This window comes from Pseudomonas sp. CH61, assembly GCF_059429415.1.
In genome coordinates this window covers 6,390,010-6,409,383 of the sequence record NZ_CM182098.1, presented here as the reverse complement: position 1 = coordinate 6,409,383, position 19,374 = coordinate 6,390,010, and the positions used below count along the sequence as shown (strand labels likewise).

At 60.3% G+C, this 19,374-nt stretch carries 15 protein-coding genes and 2 tRNA genes; 5 read left to right on the top strand and 12 right to left on the bottom strand.

All coding sequences use genetic code 11. The features are described 5' to 3' along the window. The first annotated feature begins 31 nt into the window (after positions 1-31). From AC5SEM_RS28800 to AC5SEM_RS28785, 4 genes are all read left to right on the top strand, one after another. Positions 32-118: transfer RNA gene (locus AC5SEM_RS28800), tRNA-Leu, on the top strand. 180 nt (positions 119-298) lie between these two features. Further along, a tRNA-Leu gene (locus AC5SEM_RS28795) sits at positions 299-385 on the top strand. Positions 386-565: 180 nt separating this feature from the next. Further along, complete coding sequence (locus AC5SEM_RS28790) at positions 566-1,576, top strand: extracellular solute-binding protein (protein WP_007915841.1); 1,011 nt, start codon at positions 566-568, stop codon at positions 1,574-1,576. Then, positions 1,576-3,141 (top strand): ABC transporter permease, encoded by a 1,566-nt coding sequence (locus AC5SEM_RS28785; RefSeq protein WP_495471804.1) that lies wholly within the window; start codon positions 1,576-1,578, stop codon positions 3,139-3,141. Before AC5SEM_RS28790 ends, AC5SEM_RS28785 begins: the two co-directional genes overlap by 1 nt. A gap of 91 nt (positions 3,142-3,232) precedes the next feature. Here AC5SEM_RS28785 and AC5SEM_RS28780 read toward each other — a convergent pair whose 3' ends face one another. The 12 genes from AC5SEM_RS28780 to AC5SEM_RS28725 all read right to left on the bottom strand — a co-directional run bounded on the left by AC5SEM_RS28780 (position 3,233) and on the right by AC5SEM_RS28725 (position 18,229). Next, the gene (locus AC5SEM_RS28780; RefSeq protein WP_495471803.1) at positions 3,233-5,167 is read right to left on the bottom strand and encodes a methyl-accepting chemotaxis protein; all 1,935 of its coding nucleotides are present in this window, start codon (positions 5,165-5,167) and stop codon (positions 3,233-3,235) included. A 140-nt stretch (positions 5,168-5,307) separates the two neighbouring features. Continuing rightward, positions 5,308-6,597: an adenylosuccinate synthase gene (locus AC5SEM_RS28775; protein ID WP_007915835.1), complete on the bottom strand. Its 1,290-nt coding sequence runs from the start codon at positions 6,595-6,597 to the stop codon at positions 5,308-5,310. Between the two features lie 54 nt (positions 6,598-6,651). Continuing rightward, complete coding sequence (locus AC5SEM_RS28770; RefSeq protein WP_495471802.1) at positions 6,652-7,839, bottom strand: ATP phosphoribosyltransferase regulatory subunit; 1,188 nt, start codon at positions 7,837-7,839, stop codon at positions 6,652-6,654. 313 nt (positions 7,840-8,152) lie between these two features. After that, positions 8,153-9,022: a protease modulator HflC gene (hflC, locus tag AC5SEM_RS28765; protein WP_077570635.1), complete on the bottom strand. Its 870-nt coding sequence runs from the start codon at positions 9,020-9,022 to the stop codon at positions 8,153-8,155. Continuing rightward, positions 9,022-10,194, bottom strand: coding sequence for an FtsH protease activity modulator HflK (hflK, locus tag AC5SEM_RS28760; RefSeq protein WP_077570634.1), 1,173 nt, complete (start codon positions 10,192-10,194; stop codon positions 9,022-9,024). The genes hflC and hflK overlap by 1 nt, the downstream gene beginning before the upstream one ends. Before the next feature lie 96 nt (positions 10,195-10,290). Further along, positions 10,291-11,592: a ribosome rescue GTPase HflX gene (gene hflX, locus AC5SEM_RS28755; RefSeq protein WP_077570632.1), complete on the bottom strand. Its 1,302-nt coding sequence runs from the start codon at positions 11,590-11,592 to the stop codon at positions 10,291-10,293. Positions 11,593-11,604: 12 nt separating this feature from the next. Further along, complete coding sequence (hfq, locus tag AC5SEM_RS28750) at positions 11,605-11,865, bottom strand: RNA chaperone Hfq (RefSeq protein WP_007902656.1); 261 nt, start codon at positions 11,863-11,865, stop codon at positions 11,605-11,607. A gap of 94 nt (positions 11,866-11,959) precedes the next feature. Further along, on the bottom strand, positions 11,960-12,931 hold the full coding sequence (miaA, locus tag AC5SEM_RS28745) for a tRNA (adenosine(37)-N6)-dimethylallyltransferase MiaA (RefSeq protein ID WP_110719572.1): 972 nt from the start codon (positions 12,929-12,931) through the stop codon (positions 11,960-11,962). After that, positions 12,931-14,832 carry a DNA mismatch repair endonuclease MutL gene (gene mutL, locus AC5SEM_RS28740; RefSeq protein ID WP_175559558.1) on the bottom strand — a complete coding sequence of 634 codons (1,902 nt, stop codon included), beginning with the start codon at positions 14,830-14,832 and terminating at the stop codon, positions 12,931-12,933. The genes miaA and mutL overlap by 1 nt, the downstream gene beginning before the upstream one ends. 8 nt (positions 14,833-14,840) lie before the next feature. Beyond that, positions 14,841-16,214: an N-acetylmuramoyl-L-alanine amidase gene (locus tag AC5SEM_RS28735; RefSeq protein ID WP_401044867.1), complete on the bottom strand. Its 1,374-nt coding sequence runs from the start codon at positions 16,212-16,214 to the stop codon at positions 14,841-14,843. A 57-nt stretch (positions 16,215-16,271) separates the two neighbouring features. Continuing rightward, on the bottom strand, positions 16,272-16,742 hold the full coding sequence (gene tsaE / locus AC5SEM_RS28730) for a tRNA (adenosine(37)-N6)-threonylcarbamoyltransferase complex ATPase subunit type 1 TsaE (RefSeq protein WP_116031930.1): 471 nt from the start codon (positions 16,740-16,742) through the stop codon (positions 16,272-16,274). Beyond that, on the bottom strand, positions 16,730-18,229 hold the full coding sequence (locus AC5SEM_RS28725) for an NAD(P)H-hydrate dehydratase (RefSeq protein WP_495471801.1): 1,500 nt from the start codon (positions 18,227-18,229) through the stop codon (positions 16,730-16,732). The genes tsaE and AC5SEM_RS28725 overlap by 13 nt, the downstream gene beginning before the upstream one ends. A 63-nt stretch (positions 18,230-18,292) precedes the next feature. Here AC5SEM_RS28725 and queG point away from each other — a divergent pair, with 63 nt between their 5' ends. Further along, positions 18,293-19,366 carry a tRNA epoxyqueuosine(34) reductase QueG gene (queG, locus tag AC5SEM_RS28720; RefSeq protein ID WP_495471800.1) on the top strand — a complete coding sequence of 358 codons (1,074 nt, stop codon included), beginning with the start codon at positions 18,293-18,295 and terminating at the stop codon, positions 19,364-19,366. The last annotated feature ends 8 nt before the right edge of the window (positions 19,367-19,374 follow it).

The window sequence follows — 19,374 nt, the reverse complement described above, 5'->3', positions numbered from 1 at the left end:
GCCATCGACGACGCACAGCGTTGCCGATACTGCCCAGATGGTGAAATTGGTAGACACGCCAGCTTCAGGTGCTGGTGACCTTACGGTCGTGGAAGTTCGAGTCTTCTTCTGGGCACCAATTTCGAGTTTGAGACTAGATCAGTTTCAAGGCTCACACAAAACCCGCGAAAGCGGGTTTTTTGCATTCTAAGCCCGGGTTTTCTTAAAACTGATTTATTAAAATTAAATCAGGGGTTTACAGATCAAAAGGCGCTCCGTATAGTGCGCCACATCAACAGCGGCAACGCTAGCGATGATTGCCCAGATGGTGAAATTGGTAGACACGCCAGCTTCAGGTGCTGGTGACCTTACGGTCGTGGAAGTTCGAGTCTTCTTCTGGGCACCAATTCAAATTCAAGGTTACGACCTTGGATTTCACAGAAACCCGCGAAAGCGGGTTTTTGCGTTTCTGGCCTCCTGAATCCCCCCTACAGGAACGCAGAACCTCTCGCAAGGCGCACTTGAGAAACAATATCGTTTATCATTGTTGCAAGTTTTTGCAATGCGACAGTGAGGAACCCTGCGAATGACGTTTCGAAATACCCTGCGCCGAGGCCTGACCTTCACCCTCCTCGGCCTGGCGCTCGCCACTCCCCTCACCCAGGCTGCCGACGCAGTTTCCCTGACTCTCTACAACGGCCAGCACAAGGAAGTCGGCGACGCGATCGCCAAAGCCTTCGAAGCCAAGACCGGCATTCACGTCAACGTGCGCAAAGGCAGCAGCAATCAGCTCGCCAGCCAGATCATCGAAGAAGGCGACCGTTCCCCTGCCGACGTGATCTACACCGAAGAGTCGCCGCCACTGAACAATCTTGGCGAACTGGGCTTGCTGGCCAAGACCGACGACGCCACTTTGGCTGTGCTTCCGGAAAAATATGTCGCCGGTAACGGTACCTGGATCGGCGTGACGGCGCGCGTTCGCGTGGTCGCTTACAACCCGAAACTGGTCGATGAAAAAGACCTGCCGAAATCGGTGATGGAATTCTCCGATCCGCAATGGCAAGGCAAAGTCGGTTTCGTACCGACCAGCGGCGCCTTCCAGGAACAAGCCGTAGCCATTATCAAGATGCACGGTCGCGATGCTGCTGAAGAATGGCTGACCGGCCTGCGCGCGTTCGGCAAGACCTACAGCAACAACATGGTTGCCCTCAAAGCCGTGGAAAACGGCGAAGTCGCTACCGTGCTGGTGAACAACTACTACTGGTTCGCCCTGCAGCGCGAGAAAGGCAAACTGGATTCGAAACTGCATTACTTCACCGGCGGCGACGCTGGCGGCTTGATCACTGTATCGAGCGCTGCCGTGCTGAAATCCAGCAAACATCCAAAAGAAGCCCAGCAATTCCTCGCCTACATGGCCAGCGAAGAAGGCCAGCGCGTGATCACTCAGACCACCGCCGAGTATCCGCTGCACAAAGGCATGGAATCGGATCGCGGACTCAAGCCGTTCAGCGAACTGGAAGCGCCGAACGTCACGCCAGCCGATCTGGGCAATGCCGAAGAAGCACTGGAGCTGGAACGCGAAGTTGGCTTGAACTGATGACCGCATCGTTATCCGCCCCCGCCGCGCGCGGGGGTTACGTACCAAAGCGCAAGCGGCCATCGATCTGGCTGGTGCTGCCGGTGTTGTTGCTGGTGGTGCTGAGCCTGTTGCCGCTGGCCTATGTCGGGCTCAAAGCCTGGCAGGCCGGCTGGGCCGAGGCGCTGCATTTGCTGTGGCGCCCGTATGTATTCGGCCTGCTGCGCAACACCTTGGCCTTGATGGTTGGCGTAACCCTCACGTGCGGCGTGATCGGCCTGTCGCTGGCCTGGCTGCTGGAGCGCAGCAACTTACCGGGGCGACGCTTGTGGGGCGTGATTCTGTGCCTGCCGTTCGCAGTACCAGCATTTGTCAGCAGTTTCACCTGGGTCTCTTTGAGCGCGCAGTTCGAAGGGCTCGGCGGGGCGATTCTGGTGATGAGCCTGTCGAAGTACCCGCTGATTTTCCTGCCGGTGGCGGCGACGCTGCGCAATCTCGATCCGTCCCTTGAAGAATCGGCCCGCACCCTCGGGCAGAATCGCTGGGGCGTGTTTTTCCGCGTCACCTTACCTTTGCTCTGGCCATCGCTATTGGCTGGTTCGTTGCTGATTGCCTTGCACATGCTGGTGGAGTTCGGCGCGCTGTCGATCATCGGCCTGCAAACCTTCACCACCGCGATCTATCAGCAATTCGAACTGGCATTCAGCAACGCCAACGCGGCGATGCTGTCGGCCGTGCTTTTGGCGCTGTGTCTGGTGCTGCTGTGGCTGGAGTTGCGGGTACGCGGCAAAGGTCGACATGTACGTACCGGGCAAGGTGCAGCGCGGCAGGCTGAACAGGTTCGACTCGGACCATGGGCAGCGGTCGGCCAGTTGTACTGCCTGATGCTGGCGGTGGTTGGCAGCGGGATTCCACTGGGGATGCTGGCGTATTGGCTGGCGGTCGGTTCGTCGGCGGCTTTTCCGGTGGCCGCGATTACTGAAGCGCTGCTTTCTTCTTTGGCGCTTTCTCTAGGCGGTGCGGCATTGTGCCTGGTGCTGGCCGTGCCGGTCGGCTTGCTGGTGGTGCGTTACAAAGGCCAACTGGCAATCTGGGCCGAGCGCCTGCCGTATCTGCTGCATGCACTGCCAGGATTGGTGATTGCGTTGACGCTGGTGTATTTCGCCCTGCATTACGTGCCGGCGCTGTACCAGACTTCGGGGTTGTTGCTGATTGCTTATGCGCTGCTGTTTTTACCGCTGGCGCAGGCGCCGATTCGTACGGCGCTGAACAAGGCTGCGCCGCAGCTGGAAGAGGCTGCGCGTACGCTGGGCGCTTCATCGTTTACGGCGTTTTGCCGGGTGACGTTGCCGATTATCTTCCCGGCATTAGGCGCGGCGTTTGCCCTGGTGTTTCTGGATGCGATGAAGGAATTGACGGCGACGTTGCTGCTGAGTCCGACCGGGCTGAACACGTTGGCGACCGAGGTCTGGGCGCACACCGCGAATGTTGAGTTTGCGGCGGCGGCGCCTTATGCGGCGTTGTTGATTTTGGTATCGGGATTGCCGGTTTATTTACTGACAACTCGGATGTATCTGAGCCGCTGAAACAGCTATCGCGAGCAGGCTCACTCCTACATTGGAATGCGTTTCCCCTGTAAGAGTGAGCCTGCTCGCGAAGAGGCCCGCCCAGACAACCTCAAGCCCTGAACTGCCCCAGGCTGGCCTTCAGCTGCGCCGCCAAACCATCCAGCACCTTGCCGCTCGCCGTGGTCTCCACCACCGCCTGCGCCGCTTTCTCGGCCTGTGCATGAATCGTTTCGACTCGCCCACGCACTGCCTGCGCACCTTGCGCCTGATGCGCAGCCGCCTGCGTCGCCAGACCAATCGCCGCATGCACCTGCTCGACCGACGCCTGCACCGATTGCTGCAACCGCGCACTGTCGCGCAACACCAGCAAACCTTCGCTGGCCTGGCGCCCGGCCTGACCGATTGCCTCGACCGCCTCACGCGCGCCCTGCTGCAACGCGACGATGTGCGCCTGAATATCGCCGGTGGAGCTTTGCGTCTTGCTCGCCAGCGCCCGCACCTCGTCGGCCACAACCGCAAAGCCGCGCCCGGTTTCGCCGGCACGTGCCGCCTCGATAGCGGCGTTCAATGCGAGCAAGTTGGTCTGCTCGGCGATCCCGTGAATCACCGTCAGCACCACTTCAATCTGCTCGCTCTGCTGCGCCAGCCGCTCGATGACTTTTGCCCCGGTATCAACCTGCCCCGCCAGCGCCTCGATCAGGCTGCCGACCTTGGCGGAGGTGCGGGTGTTTTCATCAGTAGCCTGACGAATATCCACCACTTGCTTCAACGCCGCCTGCATCGCGTGGCTTTCCGATTGCGCCTCATCGGCCATCTGCGATAGCGCGCGCAGGCTCTCCGCTACTTCATCACGCTGCATACCTGCCGCTGCATCCGCACCGGCATTGCGCAGCGTCATCGCGCCGATTTCCACGCCGGTGCGCTGCGCAACATCGCCCGCCTCGCGCACGATCGGCTGCAACTTATCCACAAAGCGATTGACCGCCGAAGCCATGTCGCCGATTTCATCCTTGCTGTTGATCTGTACTCGCTTGGTCAGGTCGCCCTCGCCCGCCGCCAGATCATCCATCGCGGCATTGAGCATCTTCAGCCGATTGACCACGCGATGGCCGAGCACGACCGCGAGCAACAGCAGCACGCCGCAACCGACCAGCGCCAGGCCCATGCCGACCCGCCAGCGCAACGTTGCTGCTGCTTCCTGAACGGTATTGGTGGTGTTGGCTTTCATCTCGACAGCCGTTGACTGCGCCGATTGCAGGCGCGCCTGCATGGCTTTGGCGCTGTCCGCTGCGGCGCCCTTGAGGCTGTCGCCGACCAACTGATCACTGCTGGCGATCAACGCCGAGAAGCGCTTGTCCAGTGCCGCCAGATCGGTTTCCACCGAGGCCGTGGACACACCCATCAGCACTTTGCCGATTTCCACGCCATTGGGATTGATCGATGCCTCGAGGTAGTAAACCGATGGATCGTTTTTCGCCGCATCCAGCACTTTATCCAGCGCGCGCTCGCCCTGGCCTTTTTCCAGCAAGGCCTTGTTGATCGGATTTTCGCGATTGAGATAACGGGTCAGGTGCTGACCGGTGGCATCGTCGTACACCACAAACAGCACGTTGGGATTGCGCTGGGCCCGCCGGGCGAACTCGGACAGGGTCGGTACGTCGCTGTCCCACATGGCACGCGGTGCCACGGATGCGAGCAATTGCGCCATGTCATTGGCCGAATCCTTCAGATCCTTTTCCAGCGTCGCACGCAATTGCGCCTGCTCGTCTTTCAGTCGCGAAGACAGGCCGGCAGTCAGCCGCTGACGGGTACTGGCAGACAAGGCATCGAGACTCGAGGTGACTTCACGCCCGGCCTGCTCCAGCTCGCCGGAGAGTTTCTGGCTGTCGGCGCCGAGACGCACCGCCAAATCAGCTTCCAGCGCCGTGACGGTGCTCCGCGTCAGGGCGACCGCCACCAACACTTGCACCAAAAGGGCGATACCAAGGGTAACGAACACGGGCCGCAACAAACGGCTTTGTAACAGTGAGAGAACGGCCGACACTGTGAATACCTCTACTTCTGACGCCATTAATTTGATGGCACTCTTGTAGACAGATTCACAGCAAAGGTCATGCCGTCCAACAGGCATAAACGACAAAGGCCCCGATGAAGGGGCCTTTGTGTTTTTACATCAACGACTTATCAAGCAAACGGATGACGCAGAACGATGGTTTCGTTGCGGTCCGGGCCCGTCGAAATAATGTCGATCGGCGCGCCGATCAACTCTTCAACGCGCTTGATGTAGGCACGAGCGTTAGCTGGCAGCTCTTCCAGGGTTTTGGCACCCACGGTCGATTCGGTCCAGCCCGGCACTTCTTCGTACACAGGCTGCAGGCCTACGTAGCTGTCAGCATCAGTCGGGGCAACGGCATTGCCTTCGGCATCTTTGTAGCCGACGCAGATGTTGATGGTTTCCAGACCGTCGAGCACGTCCAGCTTGGTCAGGCAGATACCCGAGATGCTGTTCACATCGATAGCGCGACGCAGGATAACGGCGTCGAACCAGCCGCAACGACGAGCACGGCCGGTGGTCGCACCGAACTCGTGACCTTGCTTGGCCAGGTGCGCACCGACGTCGTCGAACAGCTCAGTCGGGAACGGGCCCGAACCAACGCGAGTGGTGTAAGCCTTGGTGATGCCCAGGATGTAATCCAGGAACATCGGGCCAACGCCCGAACCGGTCGCGACGCCACCGGCGGTGGTGTTGGAGCTGGTCACGTATGGGTAGGTACCGTGGTCGATGTCGAGCAACGAACCCTGGGCGCCTTCGAACATGATGTCTTTGCCGGCACGACGCAGGTCGTGCAGCTCAGCCGTCACGTCGAGCATCAGCGGCTTCAGCAGCTCAGCGTATTCCTTGCACTCGGCCAGGGTCTTTTCGAACTCGATGGCCGGCTCTTTGTAGTAACCAACCAGCATGAAGTTGTGGTAATCCACCAGTTCACGCAGCTTGTCTTCGAAGCGCGGCATGTTCAGCAGGTCGCCAACACGCAGGCCACGACGCGCAACCTTGTCTTCGTACGCCGGGCCGATGCCGCGACCGGTGGTACCGATCTTCAGCTCGCCACGGGCCTTTTCACGGGCCTGGTCCAGCGCCACGTGGAAGGACAGGATCAGCGGGCAGGACGGGCTGATACGCAGACGCTCGCGCACCGGTACGCCTTTCTCTTCCAGCTTGGTGATCTCGCGCAGCAGGGCGTCTGGTGCAACCACCACGCCGTTGCCGATCAGGCACTGCACGCCTTCGCGCAGCACGCCCGACGGGATCAGGTGCAGGACGGTTTTCTCGCCGTCGATCACCAGTGTGTGGCCAGCGTTGTGGCCACCTTGGTAGCGCACTACGGCTGCAGCATGTTCGGTCAGCAGATCAACGATCTTGCCTTTGCCCTCATCACCCCATTGGGTGCCCAGGACTACGACATTCTTACCCATAACACTTGTCCTCATTCGCGCAAACTTGGTGCCGGCGATGGCCGGCAGGAAAACTCAAGAAGCCAGTGGCGATACTTGCCAAAGCCCGTTCTGCTGAATCAATTGCCGGTCGCAGTCCGCATCACGGGCGGCGGCCAAAGGTTGCCCAGGCAACGCCTGAACGACACGCTGACCCTCACTGCGCAACTGGCAAACCTGCTGCCAGAGTGCCGCATCCGTACTGTCAGGCATCCAGATACCGCCAGACGGTAGCTCGATCTCAGCACGCCCCAGGGTCACCAGGGTTTTCAAATCGGTGGAAAAGCCTGTCGCTGGACGGGCGCGACCGAAGTCGGCACCGATGTCGTCGTAACGACCGCCCTGAGCGATGGACTGGCCAACGCCCGGCACGAACACCGCGAACACCACACCGGTGTGGTAGTGGTAGCCACGCAGCTCGCCCAGATCGAAGTACAAAGGCAGCGCCGGGAAGCGCGCCGACAGACGCTCGGCGATTGCCAGCAAATCTTCCAGTGCCGCCAGAACTGGCGCCGGCGCATTGGCCAGACGCTCGCGGGCAGCGCTCAACACTTCACGGCCGCCGCACAGATCAACCAGCGCCCGCAGCATGCCGGACAGGTCGGCCGGCAAGCCTTCGGTCAAGGTAATGACCTCGTCGATGGCCTTGCGTTGCAATGCATCGAACAACTGCTGCTCGACTTCACCGGACAGACCGGCGGCACGCGCCAGACCACGATAGATACCGACATGACCAAGGTCCATGTGCACATCCGGCACATCGGCCAGTTGCAGCATGGCCAGCATCAGGCTGATGACTTCAACGTCGCTGCTCGGGCTGGCGTCGCCGTACAACTCGGCACCCAACTGGATCGGGCTGCGCGAGGACGACAGTGCTCGCGGCTGGGCATGCAGCACGCTGCCGGCGTAGCACAGACGGCTCGGGCCCTCGCGACGCAGGGTATGCGCATCGATGCGCGCCACTTGCGGCGTGATGTCGGCACGGAAACCCATCTGCCGACCCGATTGCGGGTCGATGACCTTGAAGGTACGCAGATCCAGGTCCCGGCCCGCGCCGGTCAGCAGGGATTCCAGGTACTCGATATGGGGAGTCACGACAAACTCGTAACCCCAGCTCTGGAACAGATCCAACACCTGACGACGCGCGACTTCAATGCGCGCCGCTTCCGGTGGCAGTACTTCTTCGATGCCATCTGGCAGCAGCCAGCGGTCTACCGTTGCCATTACGCCATTCCCCTTTGATCCGGGCGGCCAGCCTGCGGGCGAGCCTTGAGTGAAGCAGAAAATGACTGAACCGTTCAAAACGCACGCGCATGAACGACGCGGCGAAAGGCCTGTTACCGGCTTCGCCCATCATTTTCCTCGAAATACTCTCGGGCCATTCAACCCGATGCCTGCAACAAAAAACAGCAATCAAACGTGCAGACGCAAAAAAGCCGGGAATTTCCCGGCTGCCGCATCATACACACGTTTTCCCAAAGGATCACCCCGCCCGAGGTTTTAGCCGCCGGGCGGAATGATTCAGGTCAACGGCGTATCAAGGCTTGGCTTTTTCCAGGTAATGGAAAAAGTCGCTGCTTGGGTCGAGGACCAATACGTCGGATTTGTTCGCGAAGCTTTCACGGTAGGCGCGCAGGCTACGATAGAAACTGTAGAACTCCTGATCCTGACCGTAGGCCTTGGAGTAGATCGCAGCGGCCTGGGCGTCGCCGTCACCGCGAATCTCTTCGGATTCACGATAGGCTTCAGCCAGCAACACGCGACGCTGACGATCGGCGTCGGCACGGATGCCTTCAGCCAGCTCGTTACCCTTGGCGCGGTGCTCGCGAGCTTCACGCTCACGCTCGGTGCTCATACGTTCGAACACGCTACGGTTTACTTCTTTAGGCAGATCGATGGTCTTGACCCGGACATCGACCACTTCGATACCCAGCTCTTTTTCCGCCATTTTGTTCAGCGATGCGGTGATGTCAGCCATCAACGCGTCACGCTCACCCGACACCACTTCGTGCAGGGTGCGCTTGCCGAACTGGTCACGCAGACCGGATTCCAGACGACGGGACAGACGCTCGTCGGCGATTTGCTTGAGGCCGGAAGTCGCGGTGTAGAAGCGCTCGGCATCTTTCACGCGCCACTTGGCATAAGCGTCGACCATCACGGCTTTCTTTTCCAGGGTCAGGAAACGCTGTGTCGGTGCATCCAGCGTCATCAGACGCGCGTCGAATTTACGCACCTGGTTAACGTAAGGCACTTTCACATGCAGACCTGGCTGAACATCCGCCTGAACCACACGACCGAATTGCAGCAGTACCGCACGCTCGGTCTGAGCGACGATGTAGAAGCAGTTCCAGCCCACCAGCACGACAACGACGCCAACAATAAGGGCGATCAGCGATTTATTGCTCATCAGCGGGTCTCCCTTGTGCGCGACTGCGGCAGGTCAGTGACATGCGGCGTGGCGTCCGTGTTGTTGCTGGCGGCAGCCGAACCGGTAACCGGTGCATTGCTGCCCGAGCTGTTCTGAATCATTTTGTCCAACGGCAGGTAAAGCAGGTTGCTCTGGCCGTTTTTGTTGCCGGTCACGAGTACCTTGCTGGTGTTGCTGAAGACTTCCTGCATGGTGTCCAGGTACAGACGCTGGCGGGTAACTTCAGGTGCCTTGCGGTACTCGGCAACCAGTTTGGTAAAGCGATCAGCCTCACCCTTGGCGCGCGAAACCGTTTCGTCACGATAACCGTTGGCATCCTCAAGGAGGCGCTGGGCCTGGCCACGCGCTTCCGGCACGACACCGTTGGCGTAGGTTTCAGCCTGGTTGCGCGAGCGCTGCTCGTCTTCACGGGCGCGGATCACGTCGTCGAAGGCTTCCTGCACTTCACGCGGTGCCGCTGCGCTCTGTACGTTGACCTGAGTGACGGTGATGCCGGTGCGATAGGTATCGAGGAAACGTTGCAGACGCTCCTTGATTTCGCTGGCCATCAATTCACGACCTTCAGTCAGCACCTGGTCCATGGCGGTGGAACCCACCACGTGGCGCAGGGCGCTGTCGGTCGCATGCTGCAGGCTGATTTCCGGCTGATCGACGTTCAGCACGAAGTCCTGCAGGTTGCTGATCTTGTACTGCACGGTCAGCGGCACTTCGACGATGTTCTCGTCTTCGGTCAGCATCTGGCCCTGCTTGGTGTAGGCACGCTCACGCGTGACGTTTTCCATGTACTTCTTGTCGATCGGCGGGAAGTAGATGTTCAGGCCCGGGCCGACAGTCTCGTAATACTTGCCGAAGCGCAGCACCACGGCCTGCTCCTGCTCGTCCACCACGTAGACCGCGCTGTACAGCCAGACAGCCGCCAGCACGACGAGGCCGATGCCGAGCAGACCGCCGAAGCCGCCACTGCTCTTGCCCGAACCACCGCCGTCATCACCACGTTTCTTACCACCACCGAACAACCCGTTCAGGCTTTCCTGCAGCTTTCGGAAGGCCTCGTCGAGATCCGGTGGCCCCTTGCGGTCGCCGTTATTGCGGCGTTTGCCACCCCAAGGATCCTGATTATTCGAGTTGCCACCCGGCTCATTCCAAGCCATAGCGCTCTCCATCTGATAAAGCAAAGACGCACCCACGGCGCGCCGACCAATGCTACAGAATGCCTGCCGTTGCGGCACAACCGCTTTGTCAGGCTTTTATTGCAAAGTGTGTTGCTCGATGAACTCCATCGGCTGCAATCCTTCGCGGCTTACCAGTCGATTCAACTCGACACGGGGCAAACGAACGGCCAGCAGACTGATGCCTTCTTCGTCATGCTCTTCTTTCTGCACCGCACCGAGTTCGAAAAACTGCGCACGCAGTCGCGCGAATCGTTGCGGCAAGCGCAAGGTACCGATGAACAAATCACTGCCAAGTAATTCAGCAATGGCTTGTTCAAGCAATTCCAGACCGCTGCCATCACGCGCCGACAGCCAGACCCGCTGGGGCTTGCCGTTTTCGTCGCGCTGGATTTGTGGCTCAACGCCTTCAAGCAAATCGAGTTTGTTATAGACCTCGAGGATCGGCAAGTCCTGGGCACCAATCTCGCCCAGCACCACCATCACCTGCTCGATCTGCAACATGCGATCCGGTTCAGCCGCATCGATCACGTGCAACAGCAGATCGGAATTGCTCGACTCTTCGAGGGTAGACCGAAATGCTTCGACCAGCTTGTGCGGCAAGTGACGAATGAAGCCCACCGTGTCCGCCAGAACGATCGGTCCCAGGTCGTCAATGTCGAGACGGCGCAAGGTCGGGTCCAGCGTGGCGAACAATTGGTCGGCCGCGTAGACGTCGGATTTCGTCACGTTGTTGAAGAGTGTGGACTTACCGGCGTTGGTATATCCCACCAGAGACACGGTCGGAATATCGGCACGGGAACGGCCGCGTCGCGATTGCTCGCGCTGGCTGCGCACCTTCTCCAGCCGGCCCTTGATCTGGCGCAGGCGGACCCGCAGCAAACGGCGGTCGGTTTCCAGCTGGGTTTCACCCGGACCGCGCATGCCGATACCGCCACCCTGACGCTCAAGGTGAGTCCAGCCGCGAACCAGCCGCGTGCTCATGTGGTCAAGCTGGGCCAGTTCAACCTGGAGCTTGCCTTCATGGGTGCGGGCGCGCTGGGCAAAAATATCGAGAATCAGACCCGTACGGTCGATCACGCGACACTCGAAAACACGTTCGAGGTTACGTTCCTGACTGGGCGTGAGGATGTGATTGAAAATCACCAGATCGGCTTCTTCAGCCTTGACCAGGTCGCGCAGTTCCTCGACCTTGCCGCTGCCGATCAGATATTTGGCGGTTGGCCGATGACGCGGCACGTTAAAAAACGCAACGGTCTCGGCGCCGGCCGAATTAGCCAATTCCTGAAACTCCTGCGGATCTTCGCGCGCCTCAGGGTCCTGTCCATCCAAGTGAACGAGGATCACTCGCTCACCACCACCGTGGCGCTCAAAGAACAAAGGAGACTCCTATCAGGCGTTACCTGGCTCAGCGTCACCTGCTTCGGATTCGGTTGCGCTAGGCAGACGAATTGGACGAACCGGCACTACTGTCGAGATAGCGTGTTTGTAAACCATCTGGCTTACGGTGTTTTTCAGCAGGATCACGAACTGGTCGAACGACTCGATCGTGCCTTGCAGTTTGATACCGTTGACCAGATAGATGGAAACCCCAACTTTCTCTTTACGTAAAGTATTCAAGTAAGGGTCTTGTAGCGAATGCCCTTTTGACATGTGCCGCACTCCTTTAAGGATTCAATAATAAAAATAGGTAATTCAGATGGCTTTGGCCGTCACACCCCCAAGGATAGACGGCAATTGCAAGGACTCAGCTCAATATGGAGATGGTCCCAAGGTATTTCAAGGCGCGTGGCAGATTGTCGCAATCAAGACTGTCCAGCCAGTGTAGATCTTCCCAGCTGCGCAGCCAGGTGAACTGGCGTTTGGCCAACTGGCGCGTGGCGATGATGCCGCGCTCCTGCATTTCGGCTAACGTCAGCTTGCCATCCAGGTAGTCCCAGACTTGGCGGTAGCCTACCGCACGTATAGACGGCAACCCTGAATGCAGGTCACTTCTTTTACGCAGGGCTACGACCTCGTCGATGAACCCCTGTTCCAACATATTTGTGAATCTTTGTTTAATGCGCTCGTGCAGTACCTGACGATTCGCCGGGGCAATGGCCAAGTTCGCGACAGTATAGGGCAATTGTTGCAGCCCCGAAGCGGCTGCTTCAGTACTTTGCGCAGATTGTTGCTGGCGCAGCTCGGTCATGCTCTGACCGCTGACTCGATAAACTTCCAGTGCGCGACTCAGGCGCTGCGGATCGTTCGGATGAATCCGCGCCGCTGATACCGGATCGATGACCGCCAATTGGTCGTGCAAGGCTTGCCAGCCAAGGCGTGCAGCCTCTTCTTCGATCTGCGCACGGACCTCGGGATCGGCGGCCGGCATGTCTGCCAAGCCTTCGACCAAAGCCTTGTAATAGAGCATTGTGCCGCCGACCAGCAGCGGAATTTTTCCGCGCGCGGTGATCTCGGCCATGGCTTGCAGGGCATCGCGACGGAAATCCGCAGCCGAATAAGCCTCAGCCGGGTCGAGAATATCGATCAAGCGGTGCGGATATTCGGCCAGCAGCTCTTTCGAAGGCTTTGCAGTGCCGATGTCCATGCCGCGATAAACCAGCGCCGAATCGACACTGATCAACTCGCACGGCAGCACCTTGGTCAGCTCGATGGCCAGATCGGTCTTGCCCGCAGCGGTCGGGCCCATCAGGAATATCGCTGGAGGGAGCTGGCTCATCAACGACCGCGCAAGAACAGTTTGTCCAGATCGTCCAGACCCAACTGGGTCCAGGTCGGTCGGCCATGGTTGCATTGACCGCTGCGTTCGGTGTTTTCCATGTCACGCAGCAGGCCGTTCATTTCCGGCAGGGCCAGGCGTCGGTTGGCGCGAATCGCGCCGTGACAGGCCATGGTGCCGAGCAGTTCGTTGAGGTGCGCCTGAATCCGGTCGCTGGTGCCGTATTCCATCAGGTCCGACAGTACGTCGCCGACCAGGCGGTTGGCTTCGGCCTGCTTCAACAAGGCTGGAATCTGCCGGATCGCCAGGGTTTCCGGGCCCAGACGCTGCAACTCGAAGCCCAGACGCTGGAACCATGCGGCGTGTTCTTCAGCGCAATCGGCTTCGCGCTGACTGACCGCCAGCGACTCCGGCACCAGCAATGGCTGACCACTGAGGCCTTCGCTGGCCATGGCGATTTTCAGTCGTTCGTACATGATCCGCTCGTGAGCGGCGTGCATGTCCACCAGCACCAGCCCTTGGGCGTTTTCGGAAAGAATGTAGATGCCCTTGAGTTGCGCCAGTGCGTAACCGAGTGGCGGAATATCTTCCTGACCGGCCGGCAATGCGTTGGCATTGGCCTCAGGCAGCGGCGCGAAAAACTCGCGATACGCTGCTTGAGCCTCAGCCGCCGGCGGCACCGCCGATTGCGGGCGCGGCGTGTATTGATACTGATAAGCCCCGCCAGCGCTGGCACCGGACGACGTATTGAACGCCGGTTGCGCCTGCGGTTGCTCCAGCAGCGCATTGGCCGCCAGACGCATTTCACCCTGCGGGCCGAACTCACCGGCATCAAGTCCTGTCGGCCGCACGACGGCTGTGGTCACGGAACCGGCAAGCTGATCTTCCGGACGCACATCGCCCAACGCGCGGTGCAAGGTGCCGTAAAGGAAGTCATGCACCATGCGCCCGTCGCGGAAGCGCACTTCGTGTTTGGTCGGGTGGACGTTGACGTCGACCGCCGCCGGATCAACCTCGAAAAACAGTGCGAAGGTCGGGTGGCGACCATTGAACAGCACATCGCGATAAGCCTGACGCACCGCGTGGGCGACCAGTTTGTCGCGCACCGCCCGGCCGTTCACAAAGAAATACTGCAAATCCGCCTGGCTACGGTTGAACGTCGGCAAACCGACCCAACCCCACAAGTGCAAGCCGTTGCGCTCGATCTCGATCGGCAGCGCCTGTTCGAGGAAACCCGAGCCGCAAATCGCCGCCACACGCCGGGCGCGGGCCGCATCATCGTGGGCCTCGTGCAGGCTGAGGATGGTCTTGCCGTTGTGGCGCAGATGAAACGCCACGTCGAAACGCGCCAGCGCCAAACGCTTGATCACTTCTTGCAGGTGATCGAATTCGGTTTTTTCGGTCTTGAGGAATTTGCGCCGCGCCGGGGTGTTGAAGAACAAGTCGCGAACTTCCACCGAGGTGCCAACCGGATGCGCTGCCGGCTGAACCCGAGGCGCCATGTCGCGGCCTTCGGTTTCCACCTGCCAGGCTTGATCGGCATCGCGCGTACGCGAAGTCAGGGTCAGACGCGCCACGGAGCTGATCGACGCCAGTGCTTCACCACGGAAACCGAGGCTCATCACCTGTTCAAGGTCTTCGAGGTTACGGATCTTGCTGGTGGCGTGACGGGCCAGCGCCAGCGGCAGGTCGTCGGCGGAAATTCCGCTGCCATCGTCGCGCACACGCAGCAGCTTGACCCCGCCCTGTTCGACATCGACATCGATGCGCTTGGCGCCGGAGTCGAGGCTGTTTTCCAGCAATTCCTTGATTACCGAGGCCGGGCGTTCAACCACCTCACCCGCGGCAATCTGGTTCGCCAGCCGTGGGCTGAGCAGTTCGATGCGGGCAGCCGCGTTCAGCACTTCGTTCATTCTTTGGACGCCAGTTCGGTGCCTGGAATGGTCAGGTGCTGACCGACTTTCAACTCATCGCTTTTCAGGTTGTTGGCCGCGCGCAACGTGGCCGGCGACACCTGATAGCGCACGCCGATCATCGCCAGCGTTTCACCCGGGCCAACGCGATGGTCGCGCGGGCCTTGGGCGATCTTGCCGGAATCACGCAGCCAGGCGATATAGGTGCCCGGTGGCGGGTTCTGCTGGAAGAATTGACGCACGCCGCTGCTGATCGAACGCGCCAGCGCTTGCTGGTGGCTCGAGGCCGATAGTTTGTTTGCTTCGTTGGCGTTGGAGATGAAGCCGGTTTCGACCAGGATCGACGGGATGTCCGGCGACTTCAGCACCATGAACCCGGCCTGCTCCACACGCTGTTTGTGCAGTGGCGTGACGCGACCGATGTTGGTCAGGACTTTCTGGCCGACGTTGAGACTGGAGGTCAGCGAAGCGGTCATCGACAGGTCGAGCAACACGCCCGCGAGCATACGGTCTTTGTCGTCGAGGCTGACGTTGCCGGCACCACCGATCAAGTCGGAACGGTTTTCGCTGTCGGCCAGCCAACGCGCGGTCTCGGAAGTTGCGCCGCGATCAGACAGGGCAAACACCGAAGCGCCGAAGGCGGCCGCAGACGGCGCGGCGTCAGCATGAATCGAGACGAACAGGTCGGCGCCCTTCTTGCGGGCGATCTCGGTACGGCCGCGCAACGGGATGAAGTAGTCGCCGGTACGGGTCAATTCGGCGCGGAAGCCTTTCATGCCGTTGACCTGACGCTGCAACTCGCGGGCGATCTGCAGTACCACGTCTTTTTCACGCTGACCGCGCGAGCCGGACGCACCCGGGTCTTCGCCACCATGGCCGGCGTCGATCACGACAATAATGTCGCGCTTGCCGGCCGGAGCTGGCGGCAGCTTGATCGCCGGTTCGGTCGGGGTTACCGGCACCGCTGGCACGGTGGCCACCTGCGGCGTTGGCGCAGGCGGCGGTGCGGCGTCGGCCGGGTTGTCGAACAGATCGACCACCAGACGGTTGCCATACTGCGCGTTCGGCGCCAGCGAGAAGCTTTTCGGCGTGACGGCCTTCTTCAGGTCGATGACCACGCGCAGGTCGGTCGGCGTACGCTGGGCCGAACGCATTGCGGTGATTGGCGTGTTCGCGGTCTGCACATTCAGCGGTGCGCCGAGGGTGGCGCCGTTGATGTCAATCACCAGCCGGTCCGGCGAGGTCAGGGTGAAGACGCTGTGCTGCACCGGGCCGCTCAGGTCGAAGACCAGTCGCGTGTTGTCCGGCGCCCGCCACAGGCGCACGCTGTTGACCTTCGAATCGGCCACAGCGTTGACGGTTACTGCCATCAACAACAGTCCAGCGGCAGCCACCAACGCGCGAAAGCGCATACCTAACCCCATCATTTAATTGGATTCCAATGCCAAAGCGGCACACCAGGCCTCGCCACGCGAGCCCTGGGATAAAATTTTCAGCGAACGCCCGCTGTCTTGCGGGCTAATGGTAATGGTCAGGTCAGGCTTTGGCAAAAAGCCTGCACCTTTATCGGGCCATTCGATCAGGCACATCGCGTCGTCTTCGAAGTAGTCGCGGATGCCGAGAAACTCCAGCTCTTCCGGATCGACCAGGCGATACAGGTCGAAGTGGAAGGCGCGGATGTCACCGATTTCGTAAGGTTCGACCAAAGTGAAGGTCGGACTTTTTACCGAACCAACGTGGCCCAAGCCACGAATGATGCCCCGCGACAGGGTGGTTTTGCCCATGCCCAGGTTGCCTTCGAGAAAAATCAGGCCATGGCCCTGGGTCACGCGGGCGATCCGTGCGCCAAAGTCGCTCATGGCCTGTTCATCGGCCAGGTACAGGGTTACTTCAGACACGGTGCTTGCTCCTCCAACAACTGACGAATGGCTGGAATCAGATCACTGGCCGCCAGCCCACGGCCGAATTTTCCTTGTTGCCTACCGGCATTGGCGTGCAGCCAGACCGCCAGACACGCGGCATCAAAACCGTCCATGCCTTGCGCCAGCAGCGCACCGGTCAAACCGGCCAGCACATCACCCAACCCGGCTGTGGCCATGGCGGGATGACCTTGATGACACAGCGCCAGGCGTCCATCGGTATGCGCGATCAGGCTGCCGGCGCCTTTCAACACCACAACCGCTGTATATTTTTTGCTCAATGCCAACGCTGCCGCCGGACGATCCGCTTGCACTTGTGCGGTGCTGATTCCCAGCAAACGCGCGGCTTCGCCCGGATGCGGGGTGATCACGCAATCCTTGGGCAACTCAACGAAACCGCTGGCCAGCAGGTTCAATGCGTCGGCGTCCCATACTTGTGGCAGTGCTGCGTTGGCGGCCGCCGACAACAGTGCGCGGCCCCAACTGGCCTGCCCCAGTCCCGGGCCGACCACCAGCACAGAAACCTTCTCCAGCAAACCCATCAACTGATTGGCAGAAGACGCGCCGAGCGCCATGGCTTCCGGCACTCGACTCAGCGCTGCGGGGATATGTTCAGGACGAGTCGCCAGCGACACCATCCCCGCGCCACTGCGCAAGGTCGTTTCGGTGCTGAGCAGGATCGCTCCGCCAAACCCGTGATCGCCACCGATCAGCAGCACATGGCCAAAACGGCCCTTGTGCGAAGTCGGTGCGCGCGCCGCCAACCTCGGAAGATTAGCCGTGTTGAGCCGTTGGGCGATGACAGGAATGTCACGATAAATGTCGGCGCTGGCCTGCAAATCGTTAAATACCAATTGGCCGACATGATCCGCCGCGTCGCCGGTGAACAGACCGATTTTCAGCCCGATAAAGGTCACCGTAAGATCAGCCTGCACAGCGGCGCCCAGAACATGCCCGGAGTCGGCGCTCAGACCTGAAGGGATATCAACGGCTATCACCGGCAAACCGCTGGCGTTGATTGCTTTGATCGCCGACACGTAAGGCTCGCGCACATCCCCGCTCAGACCCGTGCCGAGCAATGCATCGAGAATGACCCCGCGCAATTCGCGTTCAGCCTGCCAGCCCTGCACCGCAACACCTTCAGCCAATGCCTCGGCATGGGCCAGCGCGGCATCGCCTTGCAAACGCTGCGGATCGCCGACCGCCAACACCCGCACTCGCCAACCGGCTCGCTGCGCCATGGTTGCGACCAGATAACCGTCACCGGCGTTGTTGCCATGCCCGGCCAGCACCGTCAGTTCAGTCGCCGAAGGCCATTGCCGAACCAGCGCGCGCCACGTCGCATGCGCGGCGCGCTGCATCAATTCGAAGCCCGGCGTACCGGCGGCAATCAGCCGTGCATCGAGTTCGCGCACCTGTGCGGCGCCATACAGCGCGTCGGGTAATTGATCTTTCGTGTGCGGCATGCGTCTTCGGGCTCCGATGTCTGGCAGAATTATACGCACCTCAGCTCCGGTTTCTCTCGCCTCATGTCCGCCATCACCACAGACCTGCCCGCCCTCGCCCAATCGATCAAGGATTGGGGCCGCGAGCTGGGCTTTCAGCAAGTCGGCATCAGTGGCCTGGATCTGGCCGAGCATGAGCAGCACCTCGCGCGCTGGCTCGAGGCCGGCTACCACGGCGAAATGGACTACATGGGCGCCCATGGCAGCAAACGCTCGCACCCCGAAGAGCTGGTGCCGGGCACGTTGCGCGTCGTTTCGCTGCGCATGGACTACCTGCCCGGCGACACACAAATGGCGCAAATGCTCGCGCAACCGGAAAAAGCTTACGTGTCGCGTTATGCCCTGGGCCGCGATTACCACAAATTGATCCGTAAACGTGTGCAGCAATTGGCCGACAAGATTCAGGCGCAGATCGGTCCGTTCGGTTTCCGCGCGTTTGTCGACAGCGCCCCGGTGCTGGAAAAAGCCATCGCCGAACAGGCCGGGCTGGGCTGGATCGGTAAAAACACTCTGGTGCTGAACCGTAAGGCTGGCAGTTATTTTTTCTTGAGCGAGTTGTTTGTCGATCTAGCGTTACCGGTGGATGAGCCGCACAGCACTGAACATTGCGGCCGCTGCACCGCGTGCCTGGACATTTGCCCGACTAACGCCTTCGTCGGCCCGTATGTGCTGGACGCGCGGCGCTGCATTTCCTATCTGACCATTGAACTGAAAAGCGCCATTCCCGAGGATTTGCGACCGCTGATCGGCAATCGCGTGTTCGGCTGTGATGACTGTCAGATTTGCTGTCCGTGGAACCGTTTCGCCAAGCCTTCAGGGGAAAGCGATTTCAAGCCACGGCACAACCTCGATAACGCCGAGTTGGCCGAGTTGTTTTTGTGGGATGAGGAGAAGTTCTTGAGCAGCACCGAAGGTTCGCCGTTGCGGCGTGCGGGGTATGAGCGTTGGTTGAGGAATCTGGCGGTGGGGCTGGGCAACGCGCCTTCAACGATTCCGGTGCTGGAAGCGTTGAAGGCGCGACGGGATTATCCGTCAGAGTTGGTTAGAGAGCATGTAGAGTGGGCACTGGAACGGCACTCCAGACCTTCAAACCCGTAAAGGGCAGG